This window comes from Roseateles asaccharophilus (assembly GCF_004362405.1).
GTDB lineage: Bacteria > Pseudomonadota > Gammaproteobacteria > Burkholderiales > Burkholderiaceae_C > Kinneretia > Kinneretia asaccharophila.
In genome coordinates, this window is the sequence record NZ_SNXE01000001.1 from 269,739 (window position 1) to 289,022 (window position 19,284).

The window sequence follows — 19,284 nt, forward strand, 5'->3', positions numbered from 1 at the left end:
AGGCCGCCGACCATGTCAGTCTCCCCTTACTCCACCACCGCGCTGGGCCTGGGCCTGGACGCCGGGGGCACCCAGACCCGCTGGGCCCTGGCCCAGGTCGATGGTCATGTCCTGGCCGAGGGCCAGGTGGCCGGCCTCAGCGGCCTGCAGCTGGCCAGCAGCGCGGGGCGCGTGAGCCTGGCCCAGATCAGCCAGGTCCTGGCCAGCGCCGTGCTGGCGCGGGGCCGGCCGCGGGGCATTTACGCCGGCATCACCGGCGTGGGCGAGTCCGACGGCCCGGCGGCCGCCCAGCTGCGCGAGCTGCTGTCCCAGGCCCTGGGCCTGGCGCCCGCCGCCATCTTCGTGGGCAGCGATATGGACATTGCCTATCGCAGCGCCTTCGCGCCGGGCGAGGGCTATCTGCTGTACGCCGGCACCGGCGCCATCGCGGCCTTCATCGACGAACAGGGCCGCATGCAGCGCGCCGGTGGTCGTGGCCCCCTGCTGGGCGACGAGGGCGGCGGGTTCTGGATCGCCCGCGAGGCCCTGGCCCAGGTCTGGCGGCGCGAGGACGAGGCGCCGGGCGCCTGGCGGGACTCGGCCCTGGCGCGCCGGGTCTTCGAGGCCCTGGGCGACAGCGACTGGGCCCGCAGCCGGGCCTTTGTCTACGGCGGGGAGCGCGGCGATATGGGCCGCCTGGCCCTGGCCGTGGCGGCGGCGGCCGAGCAGGACGGCGACGCGCAGGCCCGCGCGCTGCTTTATCGTGCGGGCCAGGAGCTGGCCCGGCTGGCGCTGGCGCTGATCCGGCGTTATGGTGCGCGTCCGGTGGTGGCCGCCGGGCGCGCCCTGCAGCTGCACCCGCTGCTGGGCGAGGGCCTGCGCGCGGGCCTGCCCGGCGACACTTCGCTCACCATCACGCATCTGCAACCCCATCTCACCGCCGCCCAGCTGGCCGCCCGCTCATGAAGATCCCGCCACTGCTCGCCCCGCTGACCCTGGCCCTGCTGCTCAGCGCCTGCGCCACGGGTCCGCAAACCCCGCCCGCGCTGCAGATCGACAGCAGCTACACCTCGGACAACCAGGACAGCCGCGCCCAGTTCCTGATCCTGCACTACACGGTGCTGGACTTTCCCAAGTCGCTCAAGGTGCTGACCAGCGGCGGTCTGGTCTCCTCGCACTATCTGGTGCGCGACGAGCCCCCCACCATCTACCGCCTGGTCGACGAAAACCGCCGCGCCTGGCATGCCGGCCCCAGCTTCTGGGCCGGCCACAGCAATCTGAACGCCGCCTCCATCGGCATCGAGATCGTCAACCCCGGCTACACCGACACCGCGGCCGGACGCGTCTACGCCCCCTTCTCGCAAAAGCAGATCGACGCGGTGCTCGCCCTCAGCAAGGACATCGTGGCCCGCCACGGCATCAAGCCCGAGCGCATCCTGGGCCATGCGGACATCGCACCCGGCCGCAAGCAGGACCCGGGCCCCATGTTCCCCTGGAAGCAGTTTGCCGATGCCGGCCTGATTCCCTGGCCCGACGCCGCCCAGGTGGCGGCCAAGGTGCCGCTCTTCACCCTGCAGCCGCCCGACTACGCCTGGGCCCAGGAGCGCCTGGCGCGCATAGGCTACAACGTGCCGCGCCATGGCCAGCTTGATCAGCTGACGCAGGAAACCATCGTCACCTTCCAGATGAAGTACCGGCCCAGCCGCTACGACGGCCAGCTCGACCCCGAGACCGCCGCCCTGATCGATGTGGCCAGCAGCCCCGGCGGCATGTTGCTCAAGAGCAGCAGCCCGCTCAGCGGCGAGGCCAAGCCCTATACCTCGCGCTGGTAGGGCTGGCGCAGGACCGACCGGCAGCGGGCCGGGTTCTCACAACGGGTTCACGGAGGCGATAACGCAAAGTTATATTTGCCTCCGCTCTATTCAGTTGCGAGCGCCGTCCCGCCTCCAAACAATGACCGGTCCTGTCATGAAGCCCATGCCCCTGCCCAGGTCCCCCGCCGAAGCCGCTCCGCGCCGCTGCGCCGCAAGAGGCTGCCGGGCATGAGGCTGCGCCATATCGAGGTCTTCCACGCGGTGATGCAGGCCGGCACCATCAGCGGTGCCGCCCAGCTGCTGCACATCTCCCAGCCCGCCGTGACCAAGGTGTTGCAGCACTGCGAGCTGCAGCTGGGCATGCCCCTGTTCGACCGGGTGCGCGGCAAGCTCTACCCCACGCCCGAGGCCGAGCGCCTGTTCGTGGAGATCGACAAGCTCAACCGCGATCTGGTCTCGATACGGCGCCTGGCCGCCAATCTGCGCAGCGGCGAGTCCGAGCAGGTGCGCCTGGTGGCCACGCCCACCCTGGGCGCCACGGTCATTCCCCAGGCCATGAGCCAGTGGTGCCGGGCCTATCCCCAGGCCCGCTGCGTGCTGGCCACCAACCACACCCGCGAGATCGTCTCGGCCCTGCTGCTGGGCGAGGCCGATCTGGCCCTCTCGCTGCAGGACCCGCGCCACCCGGGCATACGCTCCGAGAGCATCGCCAGCGGCCCCATGGTGGCCCTGTGCCCCCTGGGCTCACCCGAGGCCGCCGGCGAGGGTCCCCTGCCCCTGGGTCAGATCCACAGCGAGCTGGTGGCCCTGCCGGCCGATGATCCCCTGGGCAGCGTGGTGCTCAATGCCTGCGAGGCCCAGGGCCTGCAGCCGCGCAGCCGCCTGACGGTGCAGACCTACCAGCTGGCCCGCTCCCTGGTGGAGGCCGGCCTGGGCCTGGCCATCGTCGACCCCTTCACCGCCGCCGGCGCCGACCGCAGCCGCCTGCGCCTGCGCCCCGTGGCGCCGCATCTGCCGGTGCAGCTCTATCTGCTCAGCGCCGCCAATGCGCCCCTGGCCCAGACCGCGCGTCGTCTGGTGCGCTTTCTCGGCGATGCCGCCAAGGACAATCTGGAGACCCTGGCGTGAACGCCCCCGAATCCCTGACGCCGCCCATGATTCCCTGCGAGGAGGTGCCCGGCCATGCCGACTTCCGCGCCCTGCTGAGCATTCCCGGCATTGCGGTGGAGCTGCGCTACGCCACGCCCGATAACTTTGTGGGCCGCAATGTCTATGGCGGCCTGGACTGCGGCTATCTGCGTCGCGAGGCCGCCGACGCTCTGGAGCAGGCCGCGCGCTGGCTGCAGGCCCACCGCCCCGGCTACCGCATGCTGGTGCTGGACGCGCTGCGCCCCCAGCGCGTGCAGGAGGTGCTGTGGGACGAGCTGCAGGGCACGCCCCTGACCCTGTATCTGGCCAACCCGGTGCGCGGCTCCATCCACAGCTACGGCATGGCCGTGGACCTGACCCTGCTGGACCCCCAGGGCCGCGAGGTGGACATGGGATCGGGCTTTGACGAGATGGCCCTCACCTCCCACCCCGACCACGAGGCCGAGCATCTGGCCCTGGGCCTGCTCCGGCCCGAGCATCTGGTGGAGCGGGGCTGGCTGCGCGCCGCGATGCGCCAGGCCGGCTTCCAGGGCATCAGCACCGAGTGGTGGCATTTCGACTTCGGCGACCGCGTCGCGGTGCGCCGCGACCTGCCGCGGGTGATGTAGGCCACCATGACGCTGAGCCGCCGCCTGCTGGGCCAATCACTGTTCGCCGCGGGTGCCGGTCTGGCCGCGCCCGCCACCCGGGCTGTCGCGCCGGCGAGCCCGGCCCCGGTCTATCCGCGCCGCCTGCAGCCCGGCGACACCATCGCCCTGGTCAGCCCGGCCAAGGCCACCTTCGAGCGCGAGCCCTATGCCATCGCCACCGAGGCCCTGCAGGCCCTGGGCTTCAAGGTGCGTGAAGCGCCTCATCTGCGCGCGCGCTGGGGCAAGTTCGGCGGCACCGATGAACAGCGTGCGGCCGATCTGAACGCCATGTTTGCCGACGACGGCGTCGCCGGCATCATGGCCATGACCGGCGGCTCGGGCTGCAACCGCATTCTGGACAAGCTGGACTACGCCCTGATGCGGCGCAAGCCCAAGTACTTCGGGGGCTTTTCCGACATCACCAGCCTGCTCAATGCCATGCAGCGTCAGGCCGGTCTGGTGAGCTTTCACGCACCGGTGGCCGAATCGGAGTGGAACGCCTTCTCGGTGGCGCATTGGCGCGCCCTGGTCATGAACGCCGAGGCCCCGCTGCTCAGCAACCCCAAGGGCGAGCGCGGCGACAACCTGGTGCAGAAGGACGACCGCATCAGTACCCTGCGCGGCGGCCGCGCCCGCGGCCCCCTGGTGGGCGGCAATCTGGCCGTGCTCAGTTCCCTGGCCGGCACGCCCTACTTCCCGGACTGCCGCGGCGCCATCCTCTTTCTGGAAGAGGTCAACGAATACATCTACCGCGTGGAGCGCATGCTCTCCACCCTGCGCCTGTGCGGCGCGCTGAGCCAGCTCAGCGGCGTGGTGATCGGCAAATTCACGCGGTGCGAGCCCGGCGACGGCTATGCCAGCCACACGCTGGACGAAGTCTTCGACGACTACTTCCTGCCGCTGAAGGTGCCGGTCTACCGCGGCGCCATGATCGGCCACATCCGCCGCAAGTTCACGATTCCCGTGGGCGCCGAGGCCGAGATCGACGCCGACGCCGGCAGCTTGCAAATCCTGCGGCCCGTGGCGCTCTGAAAGAGCAGGGCCGGCATCAGGACGCCTTGGCGCAAGGCGAGGCTGGCACGGCGTGGGGCTTGATCAGGGCGGCACTGCGGCCGCTGCGGCACAGGCGCACCAGGGTGGCGTTGAAGGCCTGGAACTCCTTGAGGCTGACCCGGCTGCGCGCGAGGCCGAAGGAGTAGGCGAACTGCTTCACCACCCCGGCGGCCTGCAAGCCGCCCACGCCGCGCTCGCGGATCAGGTGCAGGGCCACGCCCTCATTGATCAGGGCCAGACCCTCGGGTCCGTAGCGGCCCGCCACCAGCTTGCGCAGCACGGTGAGATTGTCCGGCTCGGTCTCGACCCGCAGGCTGGGCTCGGCTTGGGCCAGCTCCTCCAGGGCCAGCAGGGTGCCCGAGGGACCATAGGCCGCGACGGTGCGACCCGCCAGCTGTTCGGGCCGACCGCGGTACACAAAGTCTTCACCCGCCCGGGCAAACAAGGTGTAGCGCCCGTCCACCACGGGCGCGCTCACATGGAAATAGGCCCGCCGCTCCGGCGTGTCAGAGATGGTGAACAGCCCATGAGCCTCGCCGCGCTGCGCCTCGTTAAGCGCCCGCCGCCAGGGCAGGACCTCGATGCTGCAGCGCCAGCCCAGCTGTTCGCAGGCCTCCCGCAAGACATCCACCATGGGACCAGCGGCGCGGCCTGCCTCGTCGGCAAAGGTGTAGGGCGGGAAGGGTTCGGTCAGGAAACGGCGCGGCGGCTCGGCCGCCAGCGCAGCCTGCGAGGACAGCAGCGCCAAGCCGCACAGCAGCCTTGTCAGCCTCCACCACCTCCTCTGGTCAACCACCTCGCTCCAGCCGTCTGCACGCTGCATGCGTCGCGCTCCTTGTGGATCATCCTCAGGACGAGGATAGCGCCTCGTCACGCAGTTCAGGATAGGCATCGGGCAGCAGCAGGGTGAAACAGCAACCCCTGCCGGGCTCGCTGCTGACGCTCAGCGTCCCCCCCAGACGGGCCAGCGCCAGGTTGTGGCAGATATGCAGTCCCAAGCCGCTGCGCCCCTGACCAAAACGGGTGCTGAAAAAGGGTTCAAACACATGGGACAGGTTGTCCGCTGCGATGCCGCAACCATCGTCCTCCAGGCTCAGGCGCAGCCCACGCTCGCCTTCAATAGCGGCGCGCAGGCTCACGCACCCCTGGCTGCGCCCCGCAAAGGCATGCAGGCGTGCGTTGATCAGCAGTTCGGCCAGCAGCTGCTGCAGCGCCACGGGATCGCTGCTGAGGATCAGACGCGGATCCACCTCCAGCACCAGCGCCAGGCGCAAGTCTGGGGTGGACGCGAGCTGGCCCTGGAACTCATGCAGGAGCTGCTCGCACAGCGGGCGCAGCCGCAGGCGCTGCCGCACCCGGGCGTCGGAGCTCACGGCCAGCTGCTTGAACTGTTCGACCAGGCTGGCCGCACGCTCCAGATTGCGCGTCAGCAGCGCCCCCGAGCTGCGGATCTGATCCAGAAAGGCCTCCAGCGCGCTGCGGCGCAGCTGCTGCACCTGCAAGGCCTGGTGCAGCTCGTCCCCACGGGACTGCAGATTGCTGGCGGCCATCAGGCTGTTGCCCAGCGGCGTGTTGAGCTCATGGGCCACGCCGGCCACCAGACGACTCAGGGCCTGCAGCTTGCCCTGCTGCACACGCTGGGCCATCTCACGATCCAGCCGGTCGGCGCGCCGCGCCTGCTCGGCCGCCTGGGCACGCGCCTGCTCGGTTTCGTGCAAGACCTGCATGGCCAGCACACGCTGGGCAGCTTGATCGGTCTGGCTGCGGCGCTTGGCAGCCTCGGCCACGCGGCACAGCCGGTAGGCCTGCGCCATATCGCCGCTGGCCGCCCAGGCATCGGCCAGCTCGTCCCAGAGCTCGCCGGGAGGCGAAAAGCCGGCCAATGTGCCGGCCAGATCCTGCGCCTGCAAGAGGTAGTGCAAGGCCGGGCTGGGCGCCTGCAAGGGCTCGTCCGGCTTCAGCGCCGGGTGAGCCGCATGCAGGCGGGCCAGCGCGCGCAGCGACTCGATCTGCCGGTACACATGCGCGCTGTCACGGGCGCGCTGCAGGGCCGTATGCGCGCGACACAGCGCCGCCTGTCCCCGCCCGAGCAGGCTCAAGGCCTGCGCCCCGCCACGCAGGGCATGTATGCCCAGATCGGGGTGCAGCCGGGCCTGGCCGTGGGCCTGGAGCTGCTCGAAGGTCTGCAGGGCCGGTTCCGCTTCGGCGCGATCCAGCAGCAGATCACCCCGACACTTGAGCAAAATCGCATAGGGTCTGGAGGTCGGCAGGCCGCCCAGCCTGTCGAGGGCCTCATCCAGCGCCTGCAGGGCCTGATCCAGCCGCCCCAGGCGCCTGAGCGTATCGCCCAGCTGGGTCAGGCTGTGCCCCTCCAGCAGCGGCCAGGCGCGCGGGCGCAGCAGTTCCAGCGCATGCTCCATCCACTGCAAGGACTGCTCGTAGATGCCCAGATTGTTGAGCGCATCCACGGCGTTGTGGATGGCCACCACGGCTCGGTGCAGCTGGCCGCTGTTGCGGGCCTTCTCAAAGGCCTGGAGGCGTTCGCCGGCGGCCCGGCCATAGTCACTGGCCTGGGCGGCCAGTGTGCCGCGAAGCTCGTGGGCCCAGGCGTCCACGCCCACGGGTAGCGTGCCAATCTGCTCCAGCGACGGTGCGCCGCGAGCGCGGCCCGCCAGCGGGTCGGCAAAGGTCTGCAGCAAGTCTGACCACAAGCTCGCGGCCTGGGCACGCTGGGACTGCGCCCCGGCCCGCTGCCGCACACTCTCCAGCCAGGGCAGCGCCTGGGGCTGCCGACCTTCGGTGGAGGCACGCCAGGCCTCCAGCCAGTCGCAATCGGCCAGTCCTTGCGCATCCTCTGCCGCCTCGAACGCCTGACGTGCGCGCCCTAGTGCTTGGTCCAGAAGGGGTAAATCCATCCGGAGCAATGCGAGCTCGGCCTCGACCAGATCCAGCCGGGCACGGCCGAGCTCGGGCACCAGGGTTCGCAGCTGGGCGCTCAGGGCCAGGGCGGCGGCCGGGTCGCGCTGGCGCTGGTGCCAGCACAGGGCCAGGCGTTCGGCCACGCCGGCTCCGGCCTGCCCGGCCGAGCGGGCCAGGACCAGGTAGCTCGCCTCGTCGATGAACAGATCCATGGCGGCTTCAGCATAGGCCAAAGTCGGCAGCCTGTCCCCGCGAGCCGATCAAGCCCGCTGCGCTGCCCCGGTCACTGAGCGGGTGGCGTTCAGCGCTGCCGCGCCAGCCAATCGATCAGGCCATCCAGCACCGCACTGCCGCGCGGGCCGGCGCGTTCGTCATTGAGCATGGCCGCCACCACCCAGGTGCGGCCGGCCGCATCGGGCACGAAGCCGGCCAGGGCCGTGACATCGCGCAGCGTGCCGGTCTTGAGGCGGGCCCGACCCGCCGCCGGGCCCTCACGCAGGCGCCGGCTCAAGGTGCCGTCCACCCCGGCCACCGGCAGGCTGACCAGCAGCTCCGGTCCATGACGGCCGCGCTGCGAGGCCAGCAGCAAGGCCACCATCTGACGCGCGCTGATGCGCTCGCTGCGCGACAGGCCGGAGCCGTTGTCCATCACCAGGCCCTGGGCGTCTATGCCCTGCTCGGCAAACCAGGCGCGGATCTGGCGCTCGGCCGCGGCGCGGCTGTCCTCACCCGGCGCCGCGGCCGCCGCGCCCAGGCGCAGATAGACCAGGCGGGTGAGCGGATTGTCCGAGCGCTTGTTCATGCCGTACATCAGCTCGGCCAGGGGCCTGCCCTGGTGCAGGGCCAGCCGTACGGCGCCGGCCGGCGTCGTGCCCTCGCGGTCCTCGCCCGCCAGGCTGCCGCCCAGCTCACGCCAGATCTGGCGCAGGGCCTGGGTGGCAATCCACTGGCGCTCGATCAGATTGAGCTGGGGCTCGACCGTGCAGTGGCGCGGAAAGCTGCCGCGCAGCTGCACCACGGCCTCGCCGCCCTGCCAGGTCATAGCGGGCAGCAACCAGCCGGACGCCCAGTCCTGGCAGGCCCGATCCGCAAGCCTCATGCCGCTCGCGTCCACACGCATGCCGGGCCAGGCCGGACTCAGCCGCGCCTGCAGCTGCTGCGCGTCCGATTGCAGGCGCAGACCCAGCAGCTGCCCGTTCAGATAGAGCGCATCCGGAATCACGTTGTAGGGGAACTCCGGTGCCTCATCGAAGGCGGGCACGCCGATGTCCAGCCGACCCGGCGTGAACAGGCTGCGATCGATCACCAGGCCGCCGCGGATCTCGCGCAGGCCCTGCTCCCGCAGCTGGCGCAGCATCTGCCACAGGGCACCCCAGTCCAGCTGGTCGTCGGCGCCACCGCGCAGATACAGCGGCCCCTCCAGCACCTCGCCACGGACGGGCGTATCAGCCAACAGCTCGGTCTGGCCCCGGCTGTTGGGCCCCAGCCGGTCCAGCGCCACCACGCTGGTCACCAGCTTCATGATGGAGCCCGGCTGCATCAGCCGCTCGGGCTGCACCTGCAGGCCGCCACGCCCGGGCTCCCCGCCCTGCAAGGGCACGGCCACCACGGCCAGGGCGCTCTCGGGCAGGCCGGCGCCCTGCAGCGCCTGGCGCAGCTCGGCGGGCAGGTCCGGGCCGACCGAGTTCAGGCTGGCGCAGCCCGACAGCAGCAGGGCCGCACCCATCAGACTCAAGGACTTGGTGATCAGTGGCATGGGGACGGGACAGGATGAGCTTGGCGGGCCACTGTATAGTCCCGCGCCGTCTGCCGGCATAACTTCTTGCTCGAGGTCCAGAAACCTCGGGAATGCCCCGACGCATACCGCACCAGATCGGCACGCGCATGCCCCACAAGCAGGCATGCTCCAGGCATCCGCGGGCCGGTTTCCGGCCTGCATTCCATCAGGTTATGGGCAGGCGACAAGCATTCATCGTGACAGACACAACAAATGGGTGGGAGCCCTCTGGCGGGGTTCAGGCCCCTGTCTGATCATGAATGCAAGAGGGCCGTGCGCAGACAGCGCCACCAGAGCCACCCCAGGGACCCGTATTCCATTCCTCTGCACATCGACCAGCGGCTTGCGCCGTCCACGATGTGCCAGCCCCTACGAAGGAGAAGCAGCTTGAAATTGAACCAACTCGCGCGCAGTCTGGCCCTGGTCGGCATGGGCGTTCACGTGGCAGGCATGGCCTGGGCGCAGAGCGGCCCGGAGGTGAAGAAGGTTGAGCGCGTGGAAGTCACCGGCTCCAGCATCAAGCGACTGGCCTCGGAGGGCGCGCTGCCGGTGCAGATCATTTCGGCCGCGGAACTCAATCGCAAGGGCATCACCACGGCCGAGCAGATGCTCAGCCAGATGGGCGTGAATGGCACGGGCGCCGACAGCGCCGTGGCCAACAACAATGTGTTCGGCTCCGACACCGACCGCCTGACCGGCGGCTCGGCCAACGCCAATCTGCGCGGCCTGGGCCCGGGCAGCACCCTGGTGCTGCTGAACGGCCGCCGCGTCTCCACCCATGGCATGAGCGGTGGCGCGGTGGACCTGAACGCCATCCCCATGGCGGCCGTGGCCCGCGTCGAGGTGCTCAAGGACGGCGCCTCCGCCATCTACGGCACCGACGCCATTGGCGGCGTGATCAACTTCATCCTGAAGAAGGACATGCAGGGCGTGGACGTGGGCGTGAACTTCTCCCAGCCCCTGGAATCCGGCGGCGGCACCAAGCGCCGTGCCAGCATCACCGGCGGCTTCGGCAATCTGGACCGCGACCGCTTCAATGTGCTGGCCAGCCTGGCCCTGGACAAAGACGACATCCTGCGCGGCAATGAGCGCAGCTGGGCCAATGGCTTCCAGCCTGATCGCTACCTCTCGCCGGACTCGTCCAGCCATCCTTTCGCCAACGTGATCAATGTGGCCAACACCGCCCTCGGTGCCACCGGCTCCACCGTGGGCAGCGGCGACGCCACCCGGTACACCCGCATCAATGCCCTGAGCCTCAAGGGTTCTTGCGACGCCATCGCCACGGGCGTGCAGTACCAACCCCAGCTCTGGAACGCCAGCGCCGCGGCCAACCGCTACCTGTGCAACACCGACTATGGTCGTCAGTACATGCTGGCTCCGCCCAAGGATGCCTTCAACCTGGTGACGCGCGGCAGCTTCTTGCTGAGCGACAGCCACACCGCCTTCGTGGAGCTGACCGCCTCGCGCACCGAATCCAAGGCTGAGCTGACTCCCGCCCAGTTCAGCACCACGACCGCGGCCGGCAACCATTACCCGGTCAACGGCCCGCACTACCTCAACCTTAAGAGCGCGGGCGTCAACGACTTCGATCCCACCAAGCCCATCGCCTACCGCTGGCGCATGCAGGACTTCGGCAACCGCGTGATCGGCAATGTGTCGGACAACCAGCGCCTGGCCACCGGCCTGGACGGCGATATCGGCGCCTATGCCTACAAGCTCGGCCTCTCCACGGCCAAGGCCAAGGCCTGGTCGGATCTGATCGACGGCTACGCCTACACCGCCAAACTCAATGAGGCGCTCAAGACCGGCCTCATCAACCCCTGGGTCAAGCCCGGCGAGAAGCAGAGCCAGGCGGCCATGGACCTGATCGAGTCCACCAAGGCGCGCGGTCGCCTCATGGGCGGCGAGACCACCCTGACCCAGTTCGACGGCTCGATTTCGGGCGGCCTGATGGCCCTGCCGGCAGGCTCGCTGGACTTTGCCGCCGGCTTCGATCTGCGCCGCGAAGGCTACAAGTTCGCGCCCGAGCCCGGTGCCTTCAACTGCGTCTCCGGCCTGAGCAGCACAGCAACTGCAACCGACGTGCTGCTGTGCCCGGGCAACAGCGCCATCGGCAAGCAAAGCCGTGACATCAAGGCGCTGTACGCTGAGCTGGCGGTGCCGGTGGTCAAGGGCTTGGACCTGCAGCTGGCACTGCGCCATGACCGCTACAGCGATGTGGGCAGCACCACCAACCCCAAGATCGCCTTCCGCTTCCAGCCCAATGACATGGTGCTGCTGCGCGGCTCGGTCAACACCGGCTTCAAGGCCCCCAGCTTCCAGCAGCTGGCACCCAACACGGCGCCGCTGCTGGACACGTCCGACTGGCGCGACCCCGAGCTCTGCCCCACGGTCAGCGCCAGCAATCCAAACTGCACGCGCCGCCTGGACTACATCGTGACCGGCAAGCCCGACCTCAAGCCCGAAAAGTCCACCCAGGGCACCATCGGCATCGTGTTCTCGCCGCTGCGCGACCTGTCCTTCTACGCCGACTACTGGCGCGTGGATCTGGACGAGCGCCTGCGCAAGCTCACGCTGAGCGAGGTCAAGAACAACTACGCCCTGTTCAAGGATCGCTTCGCCCGCGACAGCAGCGGCCGCGTGTCCCTGGTGACCACCGGCTGGGAAAACGCGGCCGACAGCTCCACCAAGGGCCTGGACTGGGGTGGCAGCTATCTGTTCAAGCACAGCAGCGGCACCTGGCGCGCGGGCGTGAACGGCACCTACATGATCAGCCACAAGGAGCGTGCCCTGGAGAACCAGCCCTTGCAGGAGCTGGTGGGCCAATTCGCGCTGCGCACCCTGTACCTGCGCAACAAGCTGAGCGCCGATATCGGCTGGGCGCGCGACAACTGGGCCGCCACCCTGACCACGATCTACAAGTCGGGCTATATGGACCAGGACATGACGCGCTACGGCACGCCGCGCCGCAAGATCAACGATTACACCACGGCCAATCTCTTCGCCAGCTACACCGGCTTCAAGAACACCACCATCACGGCCGGCCTGAACAATCTGTTCGACAAGGCTCCGCCCTTCACGTATCACAACGTGGACGATGTGGTGGGTGCGGGCTGGGATCCGCGCGTGGGCGACCCCTTCGGCCGTACGCTGAGCGTCTCTGTGAACTACAGCTTCCGCTGACAGCGCGCGCGGAGCGCCAACCGCGCTCCCTGCTCCCATCAGCGCCAAACCGCCAGCGCCGTCAGGCCCTGGCGGTTTTTTTGTGCGCCGCCGCTTGAGGCCAGTCATCGCGACAGGCCGAACTCCAGCCCGCATCCGTCGCGCGGGTGGTACATGCGGGCAAGACCCTAGGTCACGGTATCGCGCGCAGCCACTGCAAGTTTGCGTCGCTTGGCAACAAGTCGCAGGTCACGGCGAGGCCCGTGCAGCCGCATGCATAACCGCGGTACATGCCCCGCCCTCACAACGCAATGAGCGCTCCAGGCGCAAAGGTCCGACAGTCCGGGCAGTGTCGGCAAAGGCGCAGCCAGGGCCGCACGCACTCAACCCAGCAAGACTCTGGAGAACTCCATGCCCCCCCGCCTCAAGTTCCATCCCCTTGCCCTGGCCAGCGCCCTGGCCGCACTGAGCCCGGCCCTGATGGCCCAGACCGCGCCCGCCCCTGCCGCGGCGTCCAGCAACAAGCTGGAGACGGTGGAAGTCACCGGCATCCGCGCCTCGCTGCAGCGCTCCATCGACGCCAAGAAGCAGGCCGACACCAATGTCGAGGTGATCAGCGCCGAGGACGTGGGCAAGATGCCCGACAAGAATGTGGGCGATGCGCTGAGCCGCGTGCCGGGCGTGAATGTGCAGGCCGGCAATGCGCTGGCCATGGACGAGGCCGAGCGCGTGGCCATTCGCAGCGTGCCGCCCAGCCTGAACCTGTTCACGGTGAACGGCCATGCCATCAGCTCGGGCGACTGGCATATCTCCGACCAGGCGTCCTCCACCCGCAGCGTCAGCTTTGCCCTGCTGCCCTCGCAGCTGATCGGCCAGGTCACCGTGTTCAAGAACGGTCAGGCCGATGCCATCGAGGGCGGCATCTCCGGCAGCGTGGACATGAAGCTGCGCAAGCCCCTGGACTTCCGCAAGAGCCTGACCGGCGAGGCCTCCCTGGGCGTGGTCTATGCCGACCGCGCCGGCAAGACCGACCCCCAGCTCAGCGGCCTGATCGCCTGGCAGAACGAGGCTCGCAGCGCCGGCGTGCTGGTGCAGGCCTTCTCGGAAAAGCGCCATATCCAGCGCGATGCGGCCGAGACCTTCTCGCGCGGCTTCTTCAACGCCGCCGGTGCCACGGCCTCGGGTGATGCCTCCCTGCTCAATGTGCGCTTCCCGGCCAACTTCAATGCCGCCAGCTTCCAGGGCGTGCGCGAGCGCAAGGGCGCCTACATCGGCGCCCAGCTGCGCCCCAGCAAGGACACCGACATCCATCTGAGCGCCTTCAGCGCGCGCCTGGATGCGCAGAACTTCAACAAGGCCCCCTATGCCACGGTCAGCGGCATGATCGGCACCCTGGCGACCGGCGCCTACCGCGTCAGCGACGCCAAGGTGGTGGACGGTGTGCTGACCGAGGCCACCCTCACCCGCCCGGCCGGCAGCAGCACCCAGACCCAGGGCCTGATGGTGGACCAGCTGCTGCGCGACGGGGCCTACTCCACCAGCCAGTTCCTGGACCTGGAGGCCGAGCACCGCTTCTCGGACAGCTTCAAGCTCAAGGCCCGCATCGGCACGACCAAGGGTGATGGCGTCACCGAGGCCCAGCCCTATATCAAGCTGGGCCTGATCAACCCGCATCAGTTCAAGTACAAGATCTTCCCGGACAAGGCGCCCGAGTACGCCTTCTATGACGCAGCTGGCAAGGCCATCGACCTCTCGGACATCAAGAACTACCAGCTGGTCCAGGAGCGCACCAATGCGCCCAAGTCCCTGGACAAGGAAGACTATCTGCACCTGGACGGCGAGCAGCGCCTGGACTGGGGCCCCTTCAACCTGCTCAAGTTCGGTCTGCGCGCCACCGAGCACCGGCGCGACTTCTCGCAGAACCTGATCTTCTGGAAGGCCGAGCGCGACGGCGGCTACAGCCAGGTGGGCCTGAGCTCGGGCAACTTCCTGCCCTTGATCAATGGCGTGGCCCCCGCCCTGCCCGTGCCGGCCGGCAGCTTCCCGGCCGATCAGGGCAAGGGCCTGGGCGGCAACTATCCGACAGCCTACCCCTTCTTCTCGGAAGCGCAGATCCGCGCCTTCAACGCACAGTACCTCTACCAGGACCCGGCCAATATCAACTGGGGTGGTGCCTACACCATCAAGGAATCCAATCAGGCCGCCTACCTGATGACGGAGTTCGAGACCGGCAAGTGGAGCGGCAATCTGGGCCTGCGCAGCGTGACGACCAAAGTCACTTCCATCAGTTACCAGCGCCTGGGCAACTACGGCTGTGAAGCCACCACGCCGCGCTGCCGCGTCGATGGCGCCTTCAGCACCAATGCGCAGGTCAACGGCGTCTTTCTGCCCCAGGCGGTGGAGACCACGCACCGTGTGCTGCTGCCCAGCCTGAACGCGCGCTACCAGTTCAGCCGCGATCTGATCGGCCGCTTCAGCCTCAACCGCACCATGGGCCGGCCCAACTACGGCGAGCTGGCTGGCTCGGTCAGCCTGACGAACGAGGACATTGCCAAGGGCCCGCTGACCGCCACCATGGGCGGCAACCCGGCGCTCAAGCCCACGGTGTCCAACAATATCGATGTGTCCCTGGGCTGGTACTTCGCACCGCGCGCCTTTGTCTCGGGCGGCCTGTTCCAGCAGCGCATGAAGGACTACGCCGGTCGCGGCCGCACCAGCCTGCCGCTGTTCAACCCCCTGACCAACAAGGTGGAGAGCTTCGACACCGCGACCCGCGTGGGCGTGGATGCCCGGGTCAAGGGTCTGGAGCTGGCCACCGAGCTGCCGGTGGGTGCGGGCTTCGGCTTTGGCGCCAACTACACCTATGTGGACGCCGAGGACGACAGCTTCACGCCGGCACAGCCCATGGTGGGCAGCTCCAAGCACACCTACAACCTGGTCGGCTTCTACGAGACCGAGCGCTACTCGGTACGCATGGCCTGGAACCACCGCTCGCCCTTCCAGTGGGTGCAGGTGGCCTCGGCGCCCTTCAACGTCCAGCGCTGGGCCGATGCCGTGGGCACGCTCTCGGCCTCGCTCAACTACAAGATCAGCGACACGCTGAGCCTGAGCCTGGACGCCAACAATCTGAACAACCCGCGCCGCAAGTACTACCACGACGGTCTGGAGCAGCTGCCCCAGGGCTACTTCGTCTCGGGTCGCCAGTACTACCTGAACCTGCGCGCCAAGTTCTGAGGCCCGCCCCTGCGGCCCTGAAGCGCAAAAGCCAGTCGGCAACACAGCCGACGGGCTTTTCTTTCCGCTCCCGGCGCTTGTCGCTCACAGGTAGCGCAGCACTCGCCCCGCCACATCCATCTCCACCACCAGGCCCATGGGCAGGGCCAGATTGGGCACCTGGTGGCCGCTGGGCCAGCCGGCCAGCACGGGCTTGCCCAGCTCGCCCAGATAGTCGGCCAGCACCGCGTCCGCGGGCTCCTCGGCGCCGGTGAAGCCGCCCAGCACAAAGCCGGCGGCGGCGTCCAGCACGCCGGCCAGACGCAGCTGGGCCAGCAGGCGGTCCACCCGGTAGGGTGCCTCGCCCACGTCTTCCAGAAACAGGATGGCGCCCTCGGCGCGCGGCGCCCAGGGCGTGCCCAGCAAGGCGGTGAACACCGCGAGATTGCCGCCGATCAGGCGGCCACGCGCCCGACCCGGACGGTCCAGCGCATGAGGCGCCGCGGCGCCGGCCTGCGCCGCCTGCAGGCACTCACCCCGCCGCAGGCCGCGCCGCAGCAGCCCGAACAAGCCGCGCGCATCGGCCTCGCTGCCAGGATCCAGCAGGTTGGCGCTGGGCATGGGCGCGTGCAGGCTGGGCAGCCCCAGATGGTCGAACAGGCCGATCAGCGAGCTGATGTCGCTGAAGCCGACCAGCAGCTTGGGATGGCGGCGCAGCAGCGTCGTGTCGATGCGGTCCAGCAGGCGCGCGCAGCCGTAGCCGCCGCGCAGGCACATCACCGCGTCTACCGCGGGGTCGGCAAAGGCGGCATGCAGATCGGCCAGGCGGGTGGCATCGTCGGCCGCCAGATAGCTCAGCGGGCTGGGCCCGGCCACGCCGGGCATCAGCTTGGCCTTGAATCCATGCGCTTCGAGCAGCGCCGGCACGCGCGGCAGGGTCTCGGGCCGGGGCGGGCCGGCCGGCGCGATCAAGGCAATGGTGGCGCCTTGCGGCAGCGCAGGGATCAGCAGGTCCATCGCTTCATTCTCCCAGGCGGCTGCGCAGATAGTCATCCACCGCGCGACCCAGTGCCGGCAGGCGCCAGGTGCTGGCGGCGCGCGGGTCGGGGGCGTAGCGGCGGCCCAGATTGCTGGTCAGCGCGATCAGATAGTGGCGGCGCGCGCCGGGGGCCACGCCGCGCACGATGCCGGCATCGGACGCGTAGTTCTCGGTGGTGCCGGTCTTGTGGGCAAAGAGCAGGCTGCCCTGCTGCACACGCGCACGCAGATCGCCGGGGAAGGCGCGTTCGCCGGCCTGGGCGCTGCCGTCCTCGGGCTTGAGCCAGCGCCCGGGCAGGCGGGCGGGCAGGCCCTCCACATGGCCGGGCAGGCCGGCCAGCAGGCCGCTGGACAGGATCTCGTGCAGGGCCTGCTGCTCCAGGGTGTGCAGCACCCAGCTGCGCGAGAGCGGGCTGAGCAGGGGCGCGTGCTCCGGCCCCAGCCAGGGCGCGGGCGGCGCGGCGGGGTCGATGAGCCAGAGCAGGCGCAGGCTGTCCCAGGCCGTCATCTGGATGCGGCCCACACCCGCGCCCGCGGCATTGCCCCAGCCGCCCTCGGGCCGGGTGCCGGCCAGGCGCAAGGTAGGCAGGCCCAGATCCTGGAAGAGCTGGTGCAGCGCGTTGTGCAGCTCCTGGCCGCTGGCGGCATCGCGCCGGATGGCGCCGCGCGCGTGCAGCAGCACAACCAGGGCCGAGGTGGCGCGGTTGCAGCTGATGGCCACCATATCGAAGGCCCAGTCGGCCACGCGGCGCGAGCTGCCCTGGTCTTCCAGATCCTCGGTCCAGCTGGCCCGGCCCTGGTCGATCAGGCGGGCCACCCCGACCAGCACCATGAGCTTGAGCAGGGAGGCCGGGTAAGGCGCCACAAAGCGCGGCGCGCCGCCGTGCTGCGGGCCGGCCAGGGGTGCAAAGTCCAGGCGCGACCAGTCGGCCCCGGGCAGCCAGGCGATGGAGTCGCCCTGGGCGTTCTGCACATCGGCGCGGAAGTCGATGTTGCGCACCGTGCCGGCCTCGGGGCCGATCTCGGCGACCACGCCCTCAGGGTGTTCGCGCGAGAACAGCACATTGGCCCAGAAGGGGCGCCCTCCCTCGGGGAAAGCAGCCACGGCCAGGTCCAGGCTGGGAAAGGCCTCCAGCGGGGCGCCGACGCGCAGGCCGTCGGGCGTGGCCATGAAATCCTGGGCCAGCACGGCCCGGCGCAGGGCTTCGGCCAGGGCGGGGTCGTTCATGCGTCGGGCCTCAGCGCGCCAGCTGCAGGCCGTCCAGCGGCAGGGGGCTGGGGCGGCCGGCCATCAGATCGGCCACGATGCGGGCCGAGCCGAAGGAGAAGGTGAAACCCAGGGCGCCATGGCCCACATTGAGCCAGAGGTTGTCCGCCACGCCGCTGGCGCCCAGGATGGGCGCGCCGCTGGGCGTGGCCGGGCGCAGGCCGGCCCATGGCTCGGCGCGCTCGTAGTCGGCGGCCCGCGGGAAGATGGCCCTGCAGGCGCGCTGGAGCGAGGCGATGCGCTGCGGGGCAATGCGGGCATCGTCGCCCACCAGATCCACCATGGCCGCCACGCGCAGCTGCGCGCCGATGCGGGCATAGAGCACCTTGCGCTCGAAATCGGTCACGCTGACCTCGGGCGGCCGGTGCTCGCCGGCCACGATGGGCGCGCTCAGGCTGTAGCCCTTGAGCGGGTAGAGCGGCAGGTCCAGGCCCAGGCTCTTGCCCAGGCCGCGGCTGTGCAGGCCGGCGGCCAGCACAAAGGCGTCGCCGCCGATCTCCTGGCCGTCGCGGGCGATCAGGGCTTTCACGCGGCCGCCCTCCAGGCGGAAGCTGCGGCCCTCGGCGCGCTGCACGCCGCGGAAATTGGGGTGGCTGTGCAGGCGCTCGGCCAGCTGCAGGCACAGGGCGTGGCAGTCGGCCACGGCCTCGCCGGGGGTGAAGATGCCGCCGGCAAAGCGGCTGTCGGCCAGGGCCAGGGCGGGCTCCAGGGCCAGGCACTCGCCATGGTCCAGGATCTGCTCGGGGCCGCCGGGGGTGGCGCGCAGGCGCTGCGCCACGCGGGCGAACTCCTCGGGCTTGCGGTAGATCACCAGCTTGCCGGGCGCGCGCAGGGCGATGGCGTCCAGACGAGCCGCTTGCTGCATCTGCGCAAAGGCCTGCTGGCTGAGCGCACCCAGGGCCAGCAGGCGCTCGGTGCTGCGGCGGTTCACCGGCCCACGGCAGGCGCGCAGAAAGGCCAGCATCCAGGCCCACTGGTGCCAGCGCAGCTCGGGCTTGAAGCGCAGCGGGCCGTCCGGGTCCAGCAGCCAGCGCAAGGCCTTGAGCGGCACGCCCGCATCGGCCAGGGGCGAGACATAGCGGTAGCTGAGCTGGCCGCCATTGGCACGGCTGGCGCCCTCGGCCAGGGCGGCCTCGCGCTCCACCAGCGTGACCTGGTGGCCCTCCTCGGCCAGGGTCCAGGCGGTCGTCAGGCCGACCACCCCACCCCCGATCACCACAATCTGCTTCATCCTGTCCCTTGGGCTTGGCTTGGCCCGGCAGGGTAAGGGAGCAGCGGCCCGCC

At 69.8% G+C, this 19,284-nt stretch carries 13 protein-coding genes; 7 read left to right on the forward strand and 6 right to left on the reverse strand.

Annotated features, from left to right (window positions below; genetic code table 11):
* Window positions 1–12 precede the first annotated feature (12 nt).
* The 5 genes from DFR39_RS01200 to DFR39_RS01220 all read left to right on the forward strand — a co-directional run bounded on the left by DFR39_RS01200 (window position 13) and on the right by DFR39_RS01220 (window position 4,603).
* A complete protein-coding gene (locus tag DFR39_RS01200) occupies window positions 13–945 on the forward strand; it encodes an N-acetylglucosamine kinase (protein WP_133601706.1) in 933 nt (310 codons plus the stop codon).
* A complete protein-coding gene (locus tag DFR39_RS01205) occupies window positions 942–1,811 on the forward strand; it encodes an N-acetylmuramoyl-L-alanine amidase (RefSeq protein ID WP_133601707.1) in 870 nt (289 codons plus the stop codon). Before DFR39_RS01200 ends, DFR39_RS01205 begins: the two co-directional genes overlap by 4 nt.
* A 210-nt stretch (window positions 1,812–2,021) precedes the next feature.
* Window positions 2,022–2,921, forward strand: coding sequence for a LysR family transcriptional regulator (locus tag DFR39_RS01210; protein WP_133601708.1), 900 nt, complete (start codon window positions 2,022–2,024; stop codon window positions 2,919–2,921).
* On the forward strand, window positions 2,918–3,550 hold the full coding sequence (locus tag DFR39_RS01215; RefSeq protein WP_246030636.1) for a M15 family metallopeptidase: 633 nt from the start codon (window positions 2,918–2,920) through the stop codon (window positions 3,548–3,550). Before DFR39_RS01210 ends, DFR39_RS01215 begins: the two co-directional genes overlap by 4 nt.
* A gap of 6 nt (window positions 3,551–3,556) precedes the next feature.
* On the forward strand, window positions 3,557–4,603 hold the full coding sequence (locus DFR39_RS01220; RefSeq protein ID WP_133601709.1) for a S66 peptidase family protein: 1,047 nt from the start codon (window positions 3,557–3,559) through the stop codon (window positions 4,601–4,603).
* A gap of 16 nt (window positions 4,604–4,619) precedes the next feature.
* Here DFR39_RS01220 and DFR39_RS01225 read toward each other — a convergent pair whose 3' ends face one another.
* From DFR39_RS01225 to dacB, 3 genes are all read right to left on the reverse strand, one after another.
* Window positions 4,620–5,447 (reverse strand): substrate-binding periplasmic protein, encoded by an 828-nt coding sequence (locus tag DFR39_RS01225; RefSeq protein WP_162849365.1) that lies wholly within the window; start codon window positions 5,445–5,447, stop codon window positions 4,620–4,622.
* Window positions 5,448–5,472: 25 nt separating this feature from the next.
* Entirely contained in the window at window positions 5,473–7,755 is a 2,283-nt protein-coding gene (locus DFR39_RS01230; protein WP_133601711.1) for a sensor histidine kinase, read from the reverse strand.
* Between the two features lie 89 nt (window positions 7,756–7,844).
* Window positions 7,845–9,299, reverse strand: coding sequence for a D-alanyl-D-alanine carboxypeptidase/D-alanyl-D-alanine endopeptidase (gene dacB / locus DFR39_RS01235; RefSeq protein WP_162849366.1), 1,455 nt, complete (start codon window positions 9,297–9,299; stop codon window positions 7,845–7,847).
* 408 nt (window positions 9,300–9,707) lie between these two features.
* On the opposite strand from dacB, the gene DFR39_RS01240 reads away from it, so the two are divergent.
* Both DFR39_RS01240 and DFR39_RS01245 read left to right on the forward strand, forming a co-directional pair.
* Entirely contained in the window at window positions 9,708–12,503 is a 2,796-nt protein-coding gene (locus DFR39_RS01240) for a TonB-dependent receptor (RefSeq protein ID WP_162849367.1), read from the forward strand.
* A 390-nt stretch (window positions 12,504–12,893) separates the two neighbouring features.
* Window positions 12,894–15,716 carry a TonB-dependent receptor gene (locus tag DFR39_RS01245; protein WP_133601714.1) on the forward strand — a complete coding sequence of 941 codons (2,823 nt, stop codon included), beginning with the start codon at window positions 12,894–12,896 and terminating at the stop codon, window positions 15,714–15,716.
* 84 nt (window positions 15,717–15,800) lie between these two features.
* On the opposite strand, the gene DFR39_RS01250 is transcribed toward DFR39_RS01245, so the two are convergent.
* From DFR39_RS01250 to DFR39_RS01260, 3 genes are read right to left on the reverse strand one after another with little or no spacing between them, the layout of a single operon-like run.
* Window positions 15,801–16,712, reverse strand: coding sequence for a S66 peptidase family protein (locus DFR39_RS01250; protein ID WP_162849368.1), 912 nt, complete (start codon window positions 16,710–16,712; stop codon window positions 15,801–15,803).
* Window positions 16,713–16,716: 4 nt separating this feature from the next.
* A complete protein-coding gene (locus DFR39_RS01255; RefSeq protein ID WP_133601716.1) occupies window positions 16,717–17,961 on the reverse strand; it encodes a serine hydrolase in 1,245 nt (414 codons plus the stop codon).
* A 10-nt stretch (window positions 17,962–17,971) separates the two neighbouring features.
* Window positions 17,972–19,231 (reverse strand): D-amino acid dehydrogenase, encoded by a 1,260-nt coding sequence (locus DFR39_RS01260; RefSeq protein ID WP_133601717.1) that lies wholly within the window; start codon window positions 19,229–19,231, stop codon window positions 17,972–17,974.
* Window positions 19,232–19,284: the final 53 nt, after the last annotated feature.